We start from the raw sequence: 16,773 nt of genomic DNA, 5'->3' as shown, positions 1-16,773 counted from the left end.
AGAACGGGTGGACGAGCAAAAAGCCCTGCGGGTCATGCGCGAACTGGTCGAGCAAGGCCAGTTGACCGACCCGGACAGCGCCCGTGGCAAATTGCTGCAAGTGGCGGCTCACCTGTTTCGCAACAAAGGCTACGAGCGCACCACGGTGCGTGATCTGGCCAGCGCTGTGGGCATTCAGTCGGGCAGTATTTTTCATCACTTCAAAAGCAAGGATGAAATCCTTCGCGCAGTGATGGAGGAGACCATCCGCTACAACACCGCGTTGATGCGCGCAGCCCTGGCCGAGGCAAGCGACGTGCGCGACAAGGTGCTGGCGCTGATTCGTTGCGAGTTGCAGTCGATCATGGGCGGCAGCGGCGAAGCGATGGCGGTGCTGGTGTACGAATGGCGCTCATTGTCCGAAGACGGCCAGGCTAAAGTCCTTGCGTTGCGTGACGTTTATGAAGACATCTGGCTGCAGGTTCTGGGCGAGGCCAAGGACGCCGGCTACATTCGCGGCGACGTTTTTATTACCCGACGTTTCCTCACCGGCGCACTGTCCTGGACCACCACCTGGTTCCGTGCCGGCGGCAGTTTGAGCCTCGATCAACTCGCCGATGAAGCGCTGATTCTGGTCCTCGAAGCACGGTGAATGGCCGTCTGTTCCGGGCGGGAAACTGGCTAACTCGGCGAAACCGCCTAGCTTGAATGCATTGATCGCTATTTTTTTCGGGGAGTGGGGTGTTTTGAAGTCTTCGCCAATTCGGACAGCCGCCGGGCTGATGCTCGCTGCGCTGGCTGCGTTATGGGTATTGCCCGCTCAGTCAGCGCAATTGGTCCGGGTCGGCGCCGCGCATTTCCCGCCCTATACGATTCGCCCGGAAAACGGCGCCGACACCGGCCTGTTGCCGCAATTGGTCGAGGCGCTGAACCGCTCGCAGAGCGAGTATCAGTTCGTCCTGGTGCCGACGTCGATCCCGCGCCGTTTCGGTGATTTCAAGCAGGGCCGCATCGATATGGCGATCTTCGAGAACCCCGAGTGGGGCTGGAAGGACATTCCCCACGACGACGTCGACATGGGCCTGGAAGACGCTGAGATTTTTGTCGCCCAGCGCGAGGATGGCCGCCAGCAGAACTACTTTTCCAGCCTGTCAGGCAAACGTCTGGCGCTGTTCAGCGGTTATCACTACGAATTCGCCAACTTCAACGCCGACCCGAAATACCTCGCGAAAAACTACAATGCCGCGCTGACCTATTCCCATGACAGTAACCTGCTGATGGTGCTGCGCGGGCGCGCCGACATTGCCCTGGTGACCCGCTCCTATCTGTTCGATTACCTGCTGCGCAACGAGAAGGTCCGCGATGAGCTGTTGGCGTCGCAGCGTACCGATCAGATCTATCATCATTACGCGATTCTGCGGCCAAGCGCTCCGATCAGCGGCGAAGCCTTCGGCAATCTGTTGCAGCGTTTGCGCGACAACGGCGAGTTATTGAAGATTTTCGAGCCGTACAGGATTGCCGTGGTGCCGGTGCCGCATCACTGAAGCGCTGTTTTCGTCTCGCGCTTAAATTTCCCCTCCCGGCTCACGTCACTTCGTTGAACTGTCGACGATTACGTGAGCCCGACCCATGTCCCATCTGAACGACCTGACTGCCCTGGCGTTGCCCTCGGGCAGTCGCTTGATCGCTGATGCCAGCGAAAGCCGCTTGAGCCTGAGCCTGGACGGGCAACCGTTGATTCGGCTGCGCCTGAACCGTGGAGGCAAGGGCCCGATCCAGCTTGATGAACGTTATGCCCTGCCGCCCGGGCAGGCCTTATGGGCGGCCTGTTACTGGTTGTTCGCCCGTGACCCGGCGTGTCAGCAGCTAACCTGGCAACTCGATCAACCGCCGACCGAGGCGTTGCTCAGCGGTTTGCTGATTAATACCGATGTCGCCGGCGAATATCGCTGCGAGCGCACGCTGTTCTGGCAACTGCCGCAGCCGTGGCTGGGCACTTCACTGACCGGCAGCTATCCGCAGCAAATGGTCATCAGCCAGGGCAAGCGCCACCCGCTGCGACCGGTGAAACCGCGCGGTGAAGTCTATCGGCGTTTCGATGCGCGGCTTGGCGCATGGGTTTCCTTGCGTACGCTGGAAATCGAAGAAGATCTGTCGCGCTTCAATCGCTGGCAGAACAGCCCGCGCGTGGCGAGCTTCTGGCAGGAGGAGGGCAGCCTTCAGCAGCATCGCGAGTACCTCAACAAGCTCGATGCCGATCCGCACACGCTGACGCTGATCGGCTGTTTCGATGATCAGCCGTTCGCCTATTTCGAAGCCTACTGGGCCAAGGAAGATCGCATCGCGCCGTTCTACGATGCCGGCGATTACGACCGTGGCATTCACATGCTGGTCGGCGAAGAAAGTCATCGCGGCCCGCACAAAGTGGCGAGTTGGTTATCGGCGCTGGTGCATTACCTGTTTCTCGATGATCCGCGCACCCAGAGCGTGGTTGCCGAGCCGCGTGCCGACAACGCGAAGATGATCGGGCATATGCACAACCAATGTTTTCACTGCGAGAAGGAATTCGATTTTCCGCACAAGCGCGCGGCGCTGATGATTCTGGGGCGGGAGCGGTTTTTTGATCGGTGCAGCTTGGCCTGATGCGTTCGGCCTCGGTATTGCGTTGAGTCTGAGGCCGCTTTCGCGAGCAGGCTCGCTCCCACTGGATTTGTGTCGTTGTTCAAACCCTGTGGGAGCGAGCCTGCTCGCGAATGGCTTGACGCAAAATCCGGATCCTAACGACGACCCGCGATCACCGCATCCCGCCGACTGCCCGAAACCTTGCGGCAGTGCACCAAAGCATCACGAATCATGAAGTTGACCAGGGTGGGCGACACACCCAGTTCCTTGGCGATGTCTTTCTGCGGTACGCCGTGCAAGCGGTACATCTCGAAGGCATAACGGGTGCGGCTGGGCAGCTCGGTCAGCGCATCGGCGATGTGTTCGAGGGTCGAGAAGTTGATGTGCGAAGTTTCCGGCGAAGCGCCCTGAATCACCACGTTCAAGCCTTCCTCTTCCGGGCCTGAGTATTTCTGTTCGAGCGCCTGCTTGCGGTAATGATCGATGGCGAGGTTGCGCACGATCTGGAACAGGTAGCTCAGCTGAGCCTTGATCGACGACGTGATCGGCGGCGCCGATTGCAGTCGGAAAAACGCATCCTGCACCACGTCTTCGGCGCGAGACCTGCAGCCGGTAATGCGCGCTGCAATCTTGACCAGAATCAGTCGATTGTCGACGAATGCCTGAAGTAGCGGTGAATCGCACCTGCTTGTGGATACTTGTTCCGTCATGGAAATCACCTTGCTGCCAATAGGTTAGTGGGAGGGCCTCGGGGGATGGCGCCGTCCTACACATCGAGCGACAAATTATGTTGAATGATAATGATTGTCAAATGAGAAAGAGAGGTATTGCTGTAAGGCGATGTGTTTTGCGAACTGCGACACGCCGCCGCACCCCAGCCCTGCTGGACGTCGCGCCTGCCGACTAATTATTTCCCCAGGTCATCCGTTCTCATTGGTGAATGGTGCCGGGTGCAGATCCCCGGCCCCAGCGCATTCCGATGCCTCGCGCGGTCGGCACAGACCGCGCCCCGCACGCCTCTCGACAGGTGTGACGCAGCTACCCGATTCCACTTGCAAGCCGAATTCAGGCAGGAAACCTCATGACCGACGCGTTCGAACTCCCCAGCACCCTGGTCCATGCCCTCAAGCGTCGCGCGGCCCTGACGCCGGACCGACTGGCCTTGCGTTTTCTCGCCGAAAACGCCGATCAGGCTGTGGTGCTCAGCTATCGCGAACTGGATCAAAGGGCGCGCACCATTGCCGCCGCGTTGCAGGCCGAGGCCGGTTTCGGTGAGCGTGCGGTGTTGCTGTTTCCCAGTGGCGCGGATTACGTCGCGGCGTTTTTCGGCTGCCTGTATGCCGGTGTGATCGCTGTGCCGGCCTATCCGCCGGAATCCGCGCGTCGGCATCATCAGGAGCGTTTGCTGTCGATCATCGCCGACGCCGAACCCAGGCTGTTGCTGACCAGCGCCGATCTGCGCGATGCCTTGCAGCAAATCGACGGCGCGCCGCCGCTGTTGTGTGTCGACACCCTCGACAGCGCGCTGGCCGAACGCTGGGCTGAACCGAGCCTGCCGGCCGAGCACATCGCCTTCCTGCAATACACCTCCGGCTCCACCGCGTTGCCCAAGGGTGTGCAGGTCAGCCATGGCAACCTGGTCGCCAACGAACTGCTGATCCGTCACGGTTTCGGCATCGACGTCAACCCGGACGACGTCATCGTCAGCTGGTTGCCGCTGTATCACGACATGGGTTTGATCGGTGGCCTGCTGCAACCGATTTTCAGCGGCGTGCCGTGCATTCTGATGTCGCCGGCCTACTTCCTCGGCCGTCCGTTGCGCTGGCTGGAAGCGATCGCCGAATACGGCGGCACCATCAGCGGCGGCCCGGATTTCGCCTACCGTTTGTGCAGTGAGCGGGTCAGCGAATCGGCCCTTGAGCGCCTCGATCTGAGCCGCTGGCGCGTGGCCTATTCCGGTTCCGAGCCGATCCGTCTCGATACCCTCGAGCGCTTCGCCGAAAAATTCGCTGCTTGCGGTTTCAGCGACAACAGTTTCATGGCCTCGTACGGTCTGGCCGAGGCGACCCTGTTTGTCGCTGGCACACCGCGCGGCACCGGCATCCCGGCGTTGCGTGTGGACGATCAGGCGCTGGCGCAAAACCGCGCCGAGCCGGGCGACGGCAGCGCGGTCATGAGTTGCGGCATCAGCCAGCCTGAGCACGCGGTGCTGATCGTCGAACCGAATACCCTCGAAGAACTCGCCGACAATGCCGTCGGCGAAGTCTGGGCCGCCGGCCCGAGCATCGCCCACGGTTACTGGCGCAACCCCGAAGCCAGCGCCAAGACTTTTGTTCAGCATGCCGGCCGCACCTGGTTGCGCACCGGCGACCTGGGTTTTATCCGTGACGGCGAGTTGTTTGTCACCGGGCGCCTGAAAGACATGCTCATCGTCCGTGGCCATAACCTGTATCCGCAGGACATCGAGCAGACTGTCGAGCGCGAAGTCGAAGTGGTGCGCAAGGGTCGTGTGGCGGCGTTCGCGGTCACTCACAACGGCGAAGAGGGCATTGGCATCGCTGCGGAAATCAGCCGTAGCGTGCAGAAAATCCTTGCGCCAGATGCGCTGATCAAAGCCATTCGCCAAGCCGTGGCCGAGGCGTATCAGGAGGCGCCAAGCGTGGTGGTGCTGCTCAATCCGGGCGCGTTGCCGAAAACCTCCAGCGGCAAACTACAGCGCTCGGCGTGCCGCAATCGTCTGGCTGATGGCAGCCTCGACAGTTACGCGCTGTTCCCTTCGATCACAGCCGCAACGGAAAACGCGACCAGCAGCACTTCGGACCTTGAAGCGTTGATCGGGCAAATCTGGGCCGAGCAACTCAACGTCAAGCAAGTCAGTGGCGACGACCATTTCTTTCTGCTCGGCGGCAACTCGATCGCCGCCACGCAAGTGGTCGCGCGGGTTCGCGAAGCACTCGGTGTCGCGCTGAGCCTGCGCCTGCTGTTCGAAGCGCCAACCCTGTCTGCCTTCGCCGCCGCTGTGGCGCAGCAACAACAGACTGGCGGCAGCGCCCACGATGCAATCAGCACGTTATCGCGCAGCGAACCGATGCCACAGTCGCTGGCACAAAACCGCCTGTGGATCACGTGGCAACTCGATCCACAGAGCAGCGCCTACAACATTCCCGGTGGCCTGCGCCTGCGTGGCGAGCTGGACGTAAACGCCGTGCGCGACAGCTTCCAGCAACTGATCGAACGCCATGAATCACTGCGCACACGTTTCTTCGAGCGTGACGGCGTGGCATTGCAGCAAGTGCTCGCGGATGCCGAATTCAACCTGCAACTGATCGACATCAGCGACTTGCCAATGCCCGAGCGTGAAGCCCGTGCCGAGCAGATTCGCGAAGACCAGGCGCGCACTCGGTTCGATCTGGAAAAAGGCCCGTTGCTGGCGGTGACACTGGTGCGTCTCGATGACGAAGAACATCAACTGCTGGTGACCCTGCACCACATCATCGCTGACGGCTGGTCGCTGAATATCCTGCTCGACGAATTCTCGCGTCTCTACGCGGCGGCGACCCAAGGTACGCCGGCGACACTGGCAGCGCTGCCCACGCAATACGCCGACTATGGCAATTGGCAGCGGCAATGGCTGGCGCAAGGCGAGGGCGAGCGGCAACTGGCGTACTGGAAAGCGCAACTGGGCGAAGACCATCCGACGCTGGAACTGGCCACCGATCACCCGCGCTCGGCCCGACACAACCACAGCGCCGCGCGCCACAGCGTGCGCTTGAGTAGCAAACTCAGCGAGGCGATTCGCCAGACTGCGCAGGCCCACGAAGCCACGCCGTTCATGCTTCTGCTCGCTGCCTTGCAAAGTTTGCTGCACCGCTACAGCGGTCAGCGCGACATTCGCATCGGCGTGCCCAACGCCAACCGTCCGCGCCTGGAAACCCAAAGCCTGATCGGCTTCTTCATCAATACCCAGGTGTTGCGTGCGCAAATCGATTCGCGCCTGACATTTGCCGAGTTGCTGAACCAGACCCGCCAGGCCGCACTCGGCGCCCAGGCCCATCAGGATCTGCCCTTCGAACAACTGCTCGAAGCTTTCCCGCAGGCCCGCGAACACGGACTGTTCCAGGTCATGTTCAACCATCAGCAGCGCGACCTCAGTGCGCTCAAGCGCCTGCCCGGTCTGCTCGCCGAAGAACTGCCGTGGCACAGCCGCGAGGCCAAGTTCGATCTGCAATTGCACAGCGAAGAGGATCGCAACGGGCGCCTGAGCCTGTCGTTCGACTACGCCAGCGAACTGTTCGACGCCGCGACCATCGAGCGCCTGGCCGAGCATTTCCATACTCTGCTCAGCGAAGTTTGCCAACGGCCGCAGCGGGCCATCGGCGATCTATGCTTGCTGACCGCCGGCGAGCAGAATCAGCTAGAGGACTGGAGCGTCGCACCGTGCACCCCGGCGCGACACTGGCTGCCGGAACTGCTCGAGCAACAACTGCGCAGCACCCCGCAACGCACCGCACTGCTGTGGGACGGCGGTAGCCTGGATTTTGCCGAGCTGCACGCGCAAGCCAACCGCCTCGCCCATTACCTGCGCGACAAAGGCGTTGGCCCGGACGTGTGCGTGGCCATTGCCGCCGAGCGTTCGCCGCAACTGCTGATCGGTCTGCTGGCGATCATCAAGGCCGGCGGCGCCTATGTGCCGCTTGATCCAGATTATCCGGCCGAACGCCTCGCCTACATGCTCAGTGACAGCGGCGTTGAATTGCTCCTGACCCAGACGCAATTGCTCGAGCGTTTGCCGGCCAGCGACGGTGTCAGCGTGATCGCCATGGATGCGCTGCACCTGGATAAATGGCCGAGCCAGGCACCGGGCCTGCGACTGCACGGCGATAACCTCGCCTACGTGATTTACACCTCGGGTTCCACCGGGCAACCGAAAGGCGTCGGCAACACCCACGCCGCGCTGGCCGAGCGCCTGCAATGGATGCAGGACACTTACCGCCTCGACGAAACCGACGTGCTGATGCAAAAAGCGCCGATCAGTTTCGACGTCTCGGTGTGGGAATGCTTCTGGCCGCTGATCACTGGCGCGCGTCTGCTGCTTGCCGCCCCCGGCGAGCACCGTGACCCGCATCGCATTGCGCAACTGATTCAGAAGCACGGCGTGACCACGCTGCACTTCGTGCCGCCGCTGCTGGCGCTGTTCATCGACGAGCCGCTGAGTGCCGAGTGCACCAGCCTGCGCCGGCTGTTTTCCGGCGGTGAAGCCTTGCCCGCCGAGTTGCGCAACCGGGTACTGGCGCAATTGCCAGCGGTGCAGTTACACAACCGCTACGGGCCGACGGAAACCGCGATCAACGTCACCCATTGGCACTGCACAACTGCCGATGGCGAGCGCTCGCCGATTGGCCGGCCGCTGGGCAATGTGGTCTGCCGCATCCTTGATGCCGATCTCAATCCAGTGCCGGCGGGTGTCGCGGGTGAACTGTGCGTCAGCGGTCTTGGTCTGGCTCGCGGTTACCTTGGTCGTCCGGCGTTGACCGCCGAGCGTTTTGTCGTCGATCCACTGGGCGAGCAGGGCGCCCGTTTGTACCGCACCGGCGACCGTGCGCGCTGGTCCTCTGATGGCGTGATCGAATACCTCGGCCGTCTCGATCAGCAGGTCAAGCTGCGTGGCTTTCGCGTTGAGCCGGAAGAAATCCAGGCGCGACTGCTGGCGCAAAATGGCGTCGCCCAGGCCGTGGTCCTGGTGCGCGAAACCGCTGCCGGCGCGCAACTGATCGGCTACTTCACGGCGAGCGATACGCAGGAAAATGCCGACCAACAAATCGCTCGGCTGAAGAACGCTTTGGCCGCTGAGCTGCCGGAATACATGGTCCCGGCGCAACTGCTGCGCCTCGACGCGATGCCGCTCAGCCCCAGCGGTAAACTCGACCGCCGCGCCTTGCCCGAGCCGCAATGGCAAGTGCGTGAACACATCGAACCGGTCACTGAGCTGGAGCAACAGATCGCCGGCATCTGGCGCGAGGTGCTCGGCCTGAGCCAGGTCGGCCTGCGTGATGATTTCTTCGCCCTCGGCGGTCACTCGCTGCTGGCCACGCAAATCATTTCACGCACACGCCAGGCCTGTGACGTGGAGCTGCCGCTGCGCACCTTGTTCGAGCACAGCGAACTGGGCGATTACGCCGAACAGATTCGCCTGATCCAGGTCAGCGGTCGCACCAATCAACAGTTGCCGATTGCAAAAATCGACCGCAGCCAAGCGGTGCCGTTGTCCTATTCGCAACAGCGCATGTGGTTCCTCTGGCAGATGGAACCGGACAGCCCGGCGTACAACGTCGGCGGTATGGCGCGCTTGCGCGGCGTGCTGCATGTCGAGCATTTCGAGGCCGCGTTGCAGGCGCTGATCCTGCGCCATGAAACCCTGCGCACCACATTCCCAAGTGTCGATGGCGTCGCCCGCCAACAGGTGCATGCCGAGACCGGTGTGCGCATGGGCTGGAAGGATTTTTCCAGCCTGCCGGCGCAGCTGCGCGAGCAACAAGTGCAACAACTGGCTGACGCAGAAGCGCACCAGCCGTTCGATCTGGAAACTGGTCCGTTGCTGCGTGCCTGTCTGGTCAAGATCGCCGAGCACGAGCATTACTTCGTCCTGACCTTGCACCACATCGTCACCGAAGGCTGGGCAATGGACATCTTTGCCCGTGAACTCAGTGCGCTGTACGAAGCGTTTGTCGATGAGCGCGAATCTCCGCTCGAGCCGCTGCCGGTGCAATACCTCGACTACAGCGTCTGGCAGCGCAACTGGCTGGAGTCCGGCGAGCGCCAGCGCCAGCTCGACTACTGGACCGCGCAACTCGGTCGTGAGCATCCGCTGCTGGAACTGCCCGGCGACCGTCCCCGTCCACCGGTGCAGAGCCATCAGGGCGAGCTGTTCCGTTTCGATCTGAGCGATGATCTCGCTGCGCGGGTGCGGACGTTCAATGCGCAAAACGGCCTGACCCTGTTCATGACCATGACCGCCGCGCTCGCCACGTTGCTCTACCGCTACAGCGGCCAGACCGACCTGCGCATCGGCGCACCGGTGGCCAACCGCATCCGCCCTGAAAGCGAAGGGCTGATCGGGGCGTTCCTCAACACCCAGGTGCTGCGTTGCCAGCTCGACGGGCAGATGTCGGTCGGCGAATTGTTCGAGCAGGTGCGCCACACCGTGATCGAAGGCCAGTCCCATCAGGATCTGCCGTTCGATCATTTGGTCGAAGCCTTGCAGCCACCGCGCAGCGCGGCTTACAACCCGTTGTTCCAGGTGATGTGCAACGTGCAGCGCTGGGAATTCCAGCAGAGCCGCACGCTCGCTGGGATGACCGTCGAGTATCTGGCCAACGATGCGCGGGCGACCAAGTTCGATCTCAATCTGGAAGTCACCGACCTCGACCATCGCCTCGGCTGCTGCCTGACTTACAGCACCGATCTGTTCGACGAACCGACCATCGAACGCATGGCCAGGCATTGGCGCAACCTGCTTGAAGCGTTGATCGCTGATCCGCAGCAACGCCTCAGCGAACTGCCGTTGCTCGACAACACCGAGCAACAGCACCTGCTCGACAGCCTTGGCGTCGAGCCGGGCGAACATCGTCTCGACCAGTGCATCCATCATCTGTTTGCCGAACAGGCACTGGCGCGCAAAGACGCGCCGGCGCTGACCTTCGCCGGGCAGACCCTGAGCTACGCCGAACTCGATGCCCGGGCCAATCGTCTGGCCTGGGCGCTGCGTGAGCGCGGCGTCGGCCCGCAAGTGCGGGTCGGTCTGGCGCTGGAGCGTTCGCTGGAAATGGTCATCGGCCTGCTGGCGATTCTCAAGGCTGGCGGCGCCTATGTGCCGCTGGATCCGGAGTACCCGCTCGACCGTCTGCATTACATGATCGAAGACAGCCGCATCGGTCTGCTGCTCAGCGATCGGGCGATGCTCCAGGCCCTAGGTGATTTGCCATCGGGCGTGGCGCGCTGGTGTCTGGAAGACGACAGCCCGGGATTGGCCGACTATCCGGCCAGCGAGTTGCCGTTTATCAGCCTGCCGCAACATCAGGCCTACTTGATTTACACCTCGGGCTCGACCGGCAAACCGAAAGGCGTGGTGGTCTCCCACGGCGAAATTGCCATGCACTGCCAAGCCGTGATCGAACGCTTCGGCATGCGCCCGGACGACTGTGAACTGCATTTCTATTCGATCAACTTCGACGCCGCCACCGAACGTTTGCTGGTGCCGCTGCTCAGCGGTGCGCAGGTGGTGCTGCGGGCGCAAGGGCAGTGGGACGCGGAAGAAATCTGCGGTTTGATTCGCACGCATCGAATCAACGTCCTCGGCTTCACGCCGAGCTACGGCAGCCAGTTGGCGCAGTTCCTTGCCACGCAGAATGACGTCCTGCCGGTGCGCATGATCATCACCGGCGGTGAAGCGCTGACGGGCGAGCATCTACAGCGCATCCGCGCGGCATTCCAACCGGCGCAGTTTTTCAATGCTTACGGCCCGACTGAAACCGTGGTCATGCCGCTGGCCAGTCTGGCGCCGCAGGTGCTGGAAGAGGGCGCCGGCAGTGTGCCGATCGGCAGCGTGATCGGTGCTCGGGTCGCGTACATTCTTGATGCCGATCTGGCCTTGGTGCCGCAAGGCGCGACCGGTGAATTGTTTGTCGGCGGCGCCGGTCTGGCTCAGGCCTATCACGACCGCCCGGGCATCAGCGCCGAGCGTTTTGTCGCGGACCCGTTTGCCGCTGACGGCGGGCGCATGTATCGCACCGGCGACCTGGTGCGCCAGCGTGCCGATGGTTTGGTCGAGTATCTGGGGCGGATCGACCATCAAGTGAAAATCCGCGGTTTCCGCATCGAACTGGGCGAGATCGAAACGCGCCTGCTCGATCACCCTTCGATCCGCGAAGCAGTGGTGCTGGCGCTGGATGCGCCGAGTGGCAAGCAGTTGGTGGGTTACCTCGTTACGGAGGTCGCCGACCAGAGCGAAGCGCAACAGGCTGAACTGCGCAAAGCGCTCAAGTCGCACCTCAAGGCGCAACTGCCGGACTACATGGTGCCGACCCACCTGATGCTGCTGGCAAGCATGCCACTGACCGCCAACGGCAAACTCGACCGTCGCGCCTTGCCGGCGCCGGATCCGCAGCTCAATCGTCAGGACTATGTCGCGCCAAGCAATGAGCTGGAGCAGACCCTGGCGCAGATCTGGTGCGATGTGCTCAACGTCAGGCAGGTCGGCCTCAACGACAACTTCTTCGAACTCGGCGGCGACTCGATTCTGTCGATTCAAGTGGTCAGCCGCGCGCGTCAGCAGGGCATTCATTTCAGTCCGCGCGACCTGTTCCAGCATCAGACCGTGCAGACGCTCGCCGCCGTTGCCAGTCGCACCCAGCAAGTGACAGCCGAGCAAGGCCTGGTGGTCGGCGAGTCGCGTCTGACGCCGATTCAGCACTGGTTCTTTGATACGGACATTCCCCAGCGCCAGCACTGGAATCAGGCGCTGTTGCTGGAACCGACTGCGCGCCTCGAGCCGCAACGATTGCAGCAAGCTTTGCTGGCCGTGATCGAGCAGCACGATGCGCTGCGTCTGCGTTTCACTGAAACCGATGATGCATGGCAAGCGACGCATCAAGCGCTGACGAATGAGGATGTGCTCTGGCAAGTCAGCGTCGATTCGCTGGATCGGTGCGAATCTCTGTTCGCCGACGCGCAACGCAGTCTGCATCTGCACAACGGCCCATTACTGCGCGCAGTGCTGGTCGATGTTGCGGGTGGTCAGCAGCGCCTGTTCATCGCCATCCACCACTTGGTGGTCGACGGCGTTTCCTGGCGCGTTTTGCTGGATGATCTGCAAACCGCCTATCGCCAGCTCGACGCTGCGCAGCCGCTGAAACTGCCAGCTAAAACCAGCGCCTTCAAGGACTGGGCCGCGCGTTTGCAGGCTTACGCCGGCAGCGAATCGCTGCGTGAGGAATTGAGCTGGTGGCAGGCGCAACTGGCCGGGCCGAGCGCTGATCTGCCTTGCGAAAACCCGCAGGGCGGCAGGCAGAATCGCCATGCGCAAACCGTCAGCGTGCGCCTCGACGCCGAGCGCACCCGACAGTTGTTGCAACAGGCGCCGAGCGCTTACCGCACCCAGGTCAACGACCTGCTGCTGACCGCGCTGGCCCGTGTGCTGTGCCGCTGGAGCGGTCAGCCTTCTGCTCTGATTCAACTGGAAGGCCACGGTCGCGAAACCCTGTTCGACGAGATCGACCTGACCCGCACGGTCGGCTGGTTCACCAGCGCTTACCCGCTGCGCCTGACCCCGCATGATGTCGAAGAAGCCGCCGGGCAGGGCGCTTCGATCAAAGCGATCAAAGAGCAATTGCGCGCCGTGCCGCACAAAGGTCTCGGTTATGGCGTGCTGCGTTATCTGGCCGATGACGGCTGCCGCCATAGCATGGCCGCGCTGCCGCAGGCGCCGGTCACCTTCAATTACCTCGGCCAGTTCGACCAGAGCTTCGGCAGCGATGCGCTGTTCCGTCCGCTGGATGAGGCGGTCGGTGCCGCCCACGATCCGCAGGCGCCGTTGCCCAACGAGCTGAGTGTCGACAGTCAGGTTTACGGTGGTGAGCTGCTGCTGCGCTGGACTTTCAGTGCCGAGCGTTACGAGGCGCAAACCATTAACGATCTGGCCGCCGCTTACCTCGGCGAGTTGCAAAGCCTGATCGCCCATTGTCTGCAAGACGAAGCCGGCGGCCTGACGCCGTCGGACTTCCCGCTGGCCAGACTGACTCAGGCGCAACTCGATGCGCTGCCGGTGCCGGCCGCGCATATCGAAGATGTCTACCCGCTGACGCCGATGCAGGAAGGCATGTTGCTGCACACCTTGCTCGAGCCGGGCACCGGTCTGTACTACATGCAGGATCGTTATCGCATCAACAGCGAACTCGACCCCGAGCGTTTCGCCCAGGCCTGGCAAGCGGTGGTCGCTCGTCATGAAGCTTTGCGCGCTTCGTTCTGCTGGAACGTTGGCGAAGACATGCTGCAAGTGATCCATACGCCGGGACGTACGCCGATCGAGTATCTGGACTGGAGCGCGGTCGCCGAAACCGAGCAGGAACCACAGCTGCAAGCGCTGCTGAAAAGCGAGCGCGAGGCCGGGTTTGATCTGCTCAATCAGGCGCCATTCCACCTGCGCCTGATCAAGGTCGGCGCGGCGCGCTACTGGTTCATGATGAGCAACCACCACATCCTCATCGATGCGTGGTGCCGTTCGCTGCTGATGAACGACTTCTTCGAGATCTACACCGCCCTTGGTGAAGGTCGTGAAGCGCAGTTGAGTGTGCCGCCGCGCTATCGCGATTACATCGGCTGGCTGCAACGTCAGAGCCTGGCCGAGGCGCGGCAGTGGTGGCGGCAGAATCTGCAAGGCTTCGAGCGCACCACGCCGATCCCGAGCGACCGGCCGTTCCTGCGCGAACACGCCGGCGAAAGTGGCGGCATGATCGTTGGTGACCGTTACACCCGCCTCAATGTTGAGGACGGTGCACGCCTGCGGGAACTGGCGCAGGCCCATCAACTGACCGTCAATACTTTCGCCCAGGCTGCGTGGGCGCTGGTTCTGCGGCGCCTGAGCGGCGATCACGACGTGCTCTTCGGCGTCACCGTGGCCGGGCGTCCGGTGGAGATGCCGGAAATGCAGCGCACTGTCGGTCTGTTCATCAACAGCATTGCGCTGCGGGTGAAGATGCCCGCGGACGATCAGCGCAGCAGCGTGCGCCAGTGGCTCAGCGCTTTGCTCGACAGCAACATGCAGCTGCGCGAGTACGAATACCTGCCACTGGTGAACATCCAGGAACAGAGCGAATTGCCCAAAGGCCAGCCGCTGTTCGACAGCCTCTTCGTCTTCGAAAACGCTCCGGTGGAAGTCTCGGTGCTCGACCGTGCGCAGAGCTTGAATGCGACCTCGGATTCCGGCCGTACCCACACCAACTTCCCGCTGACGGCGGTGTGCTACCCGGGCGATGACCTTGGCCTGCATTTGTCGTATGACCAGCGTTATTTCGACGAGTCGACGGTCGAGCGCATGCTCGCTGAGTTCAAGCGCCTGTTGCTGGCGCTGGTCGATGGCTTCCATGGCGACATGGCCGATTTGCCGCTGCTGGGCGACGAAGAGCGCGATTTCCTCCTGCACGGTTGTAACCAGAGTGGTCACGACTACCCGCTGGAGCAGAGCTACGTGGCGCTGTTCGAAGCGCAGGTCGCGGCGCAACCGCAGCGCATTGCCGCCAGTTGCCTCGATCAGCAATTGAGCTATGCCGAACTGAACCACAACGCTAACCGCCTCGGCCATGCTCTGGTCGCTGCCGGTGTGCGCATGGATCAACCGGTGGCGCTGCTGGCCGAGCGTAATCTCGACCTGCTCGGCATGATCATCGGCAGCTTAAAGGCCGGCGCTGGTTATCTGCCGCTGGATCCGGGCCTGCCGAGCCAGCGCCTGAGCCGCATCATCGAGCTCAGCCGCACGCCGTTGCTGGTGTGCAGCGCAGCCTGCCGCGAACAGGCGCAAACCCTGCTCGAGGAATTTGGCTGTTCGAATCGTCCGCGCTTGTTGGTGTGGGAAGAGGTCCAGGCGTCGGCCGCAGCGACGCACAATCCTGGCATCCACAGTGGCCCGGACAATCTCGCCTATGTGATCTACACCTCGGGTTCGACCGGGCTGCCTAAAGGCGTGATGGTCGAGCAGCGCGGCATGCTCAACAACCAGTTGAGCAAACGTCCTTACCTCGACTTGAGCGAGGCCGATGTGATCGGGCAGACCGCCTCGCAAAGCTTCGACATTTCCGTCTGGCAGTTCCTTGCCGCGCCGTTGTTCGGCGCGCGGGTCGACATCGTACCGAATGCGATTGCCCACGATCCGCAAGGTCTGCTGGCGCATGTACAGGCGCAGGGCATCACCGTGCTGGAAAGTGTGCCGTCGCTGATTCAGGGCATGCTCGCCGCTGATCACATGAGCCTCGACGGCTTGCGCTGGATGTTGCCGACCGGTGAAGCGATGCCGCCGGAACTGGCCCATCAATGGCTGCTGCGTTACCCGGACATTGGTCTGGTCAATGCTTACGGCCCGGCGGAATGCTCGGATGACGTGGCGTTCTTCCGCGTCGACATGGCGTCGACGCGCGGCAGCTATTTGCCGATCGGCACGCCGACCGACAATAACTCGCTGTACCTGGTCGATGGCGCGCTGGATCTGGTGCCGCTCGGCGCGGTGGGCGAATTATGCGTGGCTGGTACCGGCGTCGGGCGCGGCTATGTCAGCGATCCGCTGCGCACCGCGCCGGTGTTTGTGCCGAACCCGTTCGGCGCGCCGGGCGAGCGTCTGTATCGCACCGGTGATCTGGCGCGGCGCCGCACCGATGGCGTGCTGGAATACGTCGGCCGCGTCGATCATCAAGTGAAGATTCGCGGTTACCGTATCGAGCTCGGTGAAATCGAAGCGCGCCTGCACGAACAACCGGAAGTGCGCGACGCTGCGGTGGGTGTGCAGGAAGGCGTCAACGGCAAGCATTTGGTGGGCTATCTGGTCGCGGCCGATGCAGCGCTCAATCCGGGCGAACGTTTGGAACTGATCAAGCAGCGCCTGCGCGCCGAACTGCCGGAATACATGGTCCCGCTGCACTGGCTATGGCTGGAGCAAATGCCCCTGAATGCCAACGGCAAACTCGACCGCAAAGCCTTGCCGGCACTGGAAATCGGTCAGTTGCAAAGTGCGGATTATCTGGCGCCGCGCAATCCACTGGAGCAGACCCTGGCTGATATCTGGGCCGAGGTGCTGAAAGTGGAAAAGGTCGGCGTGCGCGACAACTTCTTCGAACTGGGCGGGCATTCGCTGCTGGCTACGCAAATTGCATCGCGGGTACAAAAAGCCCTGCAACGCAACGTGCCGCTGCGCGCGATGTTCGAATGCAGCACGGTGGAGGAACTGGCCGAATACATCGATGGGCTGGCGGCCAGTGACATGACTGAAGACAAGGTTGATCGGTTGAATGATCTGATGGCAGAGCTGGAGGGACTGTAATTCTCCGGCGCCTGGGCCGGCCTCTTCGCGAGCAGGCTCGCTCCCACACGGGATCTGTGGTGTTCACAAATCCCCTGTGGGAGCGAGCCTGC

General features: G+C 62.4%; 5 protein-coding genes. 4 read left to right on the top strand and 1 reads right to left on the bottom strand.

Annotated features, from left to right (window positions below; genetic code table 11):
• Nucleotides 1-7: 7 nt before the first annotated feature.
• From ACZZZ4_RS00205 to ACZZZ4_RS00195, 3 genes are all read left to right on the top strand, one after another.
• Nucleotides 8-631: a TetR/AcrR family transcriptional regulator gene (locus tag ACZZZ4_RS00205; protein ID WP_039759835.1), complete on the top strand. Its 624-nt coding sequence runs from the start codon at nt 8-10 to the stop codon at nt 629-631.
• Between the two features lie 94 nt (nt 632-725).
• Nucleotides 726-1,523, top strand: a complete 798-nt coding sequence (locus tag ACZZZ4_RS00200) for a substrate-binding periplasmic protein (protein WP_463547000.1) — start codon at nt 726-728, stop codon at nt 1,521-1,523.
• Nucleotides 1,524-1,608: 85 nt separating this feature from the next.
• Nucleotides 1,609-2,622, top strand: a complete 1,014-nt coding sequence (locus tag ACZZZ4_RS00195; RefSeq protein WP_463546999.1) for a GNAT family N-acetyltransferase — start codon at nt 1,609-1,611, stop codon at nt 2,620-2,622.
• Nucleotides 2,623-2,756: 134 nt separating this feature from the next.
• On the opposite strand, the gene ACZZZ4_RS00190 is transcribed toward ACZZZ4_RS00195, so the two are convergent.
• On the bottom strand, nt 2,757-3,311 hold the full coding sequence (locus ACZZZ4_RS00190; protein ID WP_008088195.1) for an RNA polymerase factor sigma-70: 555 nt from the start codon (nt 3,309-3,311) through the stop codon (nt 2,757-2,759).
• Between the two features lie 371 nt (nt 3,312-3,682).
• Here ACZZZ4_RS00190 and ACZZZ4_RS00185 point away from each other — a divergent pair, with 371 nt between their 5' ends.
• Entirely contained in the window at nt 3,683-16,681 is a 12,999-nt protein-coding gene (locus ACZZZ4_RS00185) for a non-ribosomal peptide synthetase (RefSeq protein ID WP_463546998.1), read from the top strand.
• Nucleotides 16,682-16,773 lie beyond the last annotated feature (92 nt).

It is taken from the genome of Pseudomonas sp. AC252 (assembly GCF_979258105.1).
Note: the sequence above shows the minus strand (reverse complement) of the source record. Positions and strands in the feature narration are given on the sequence as shown.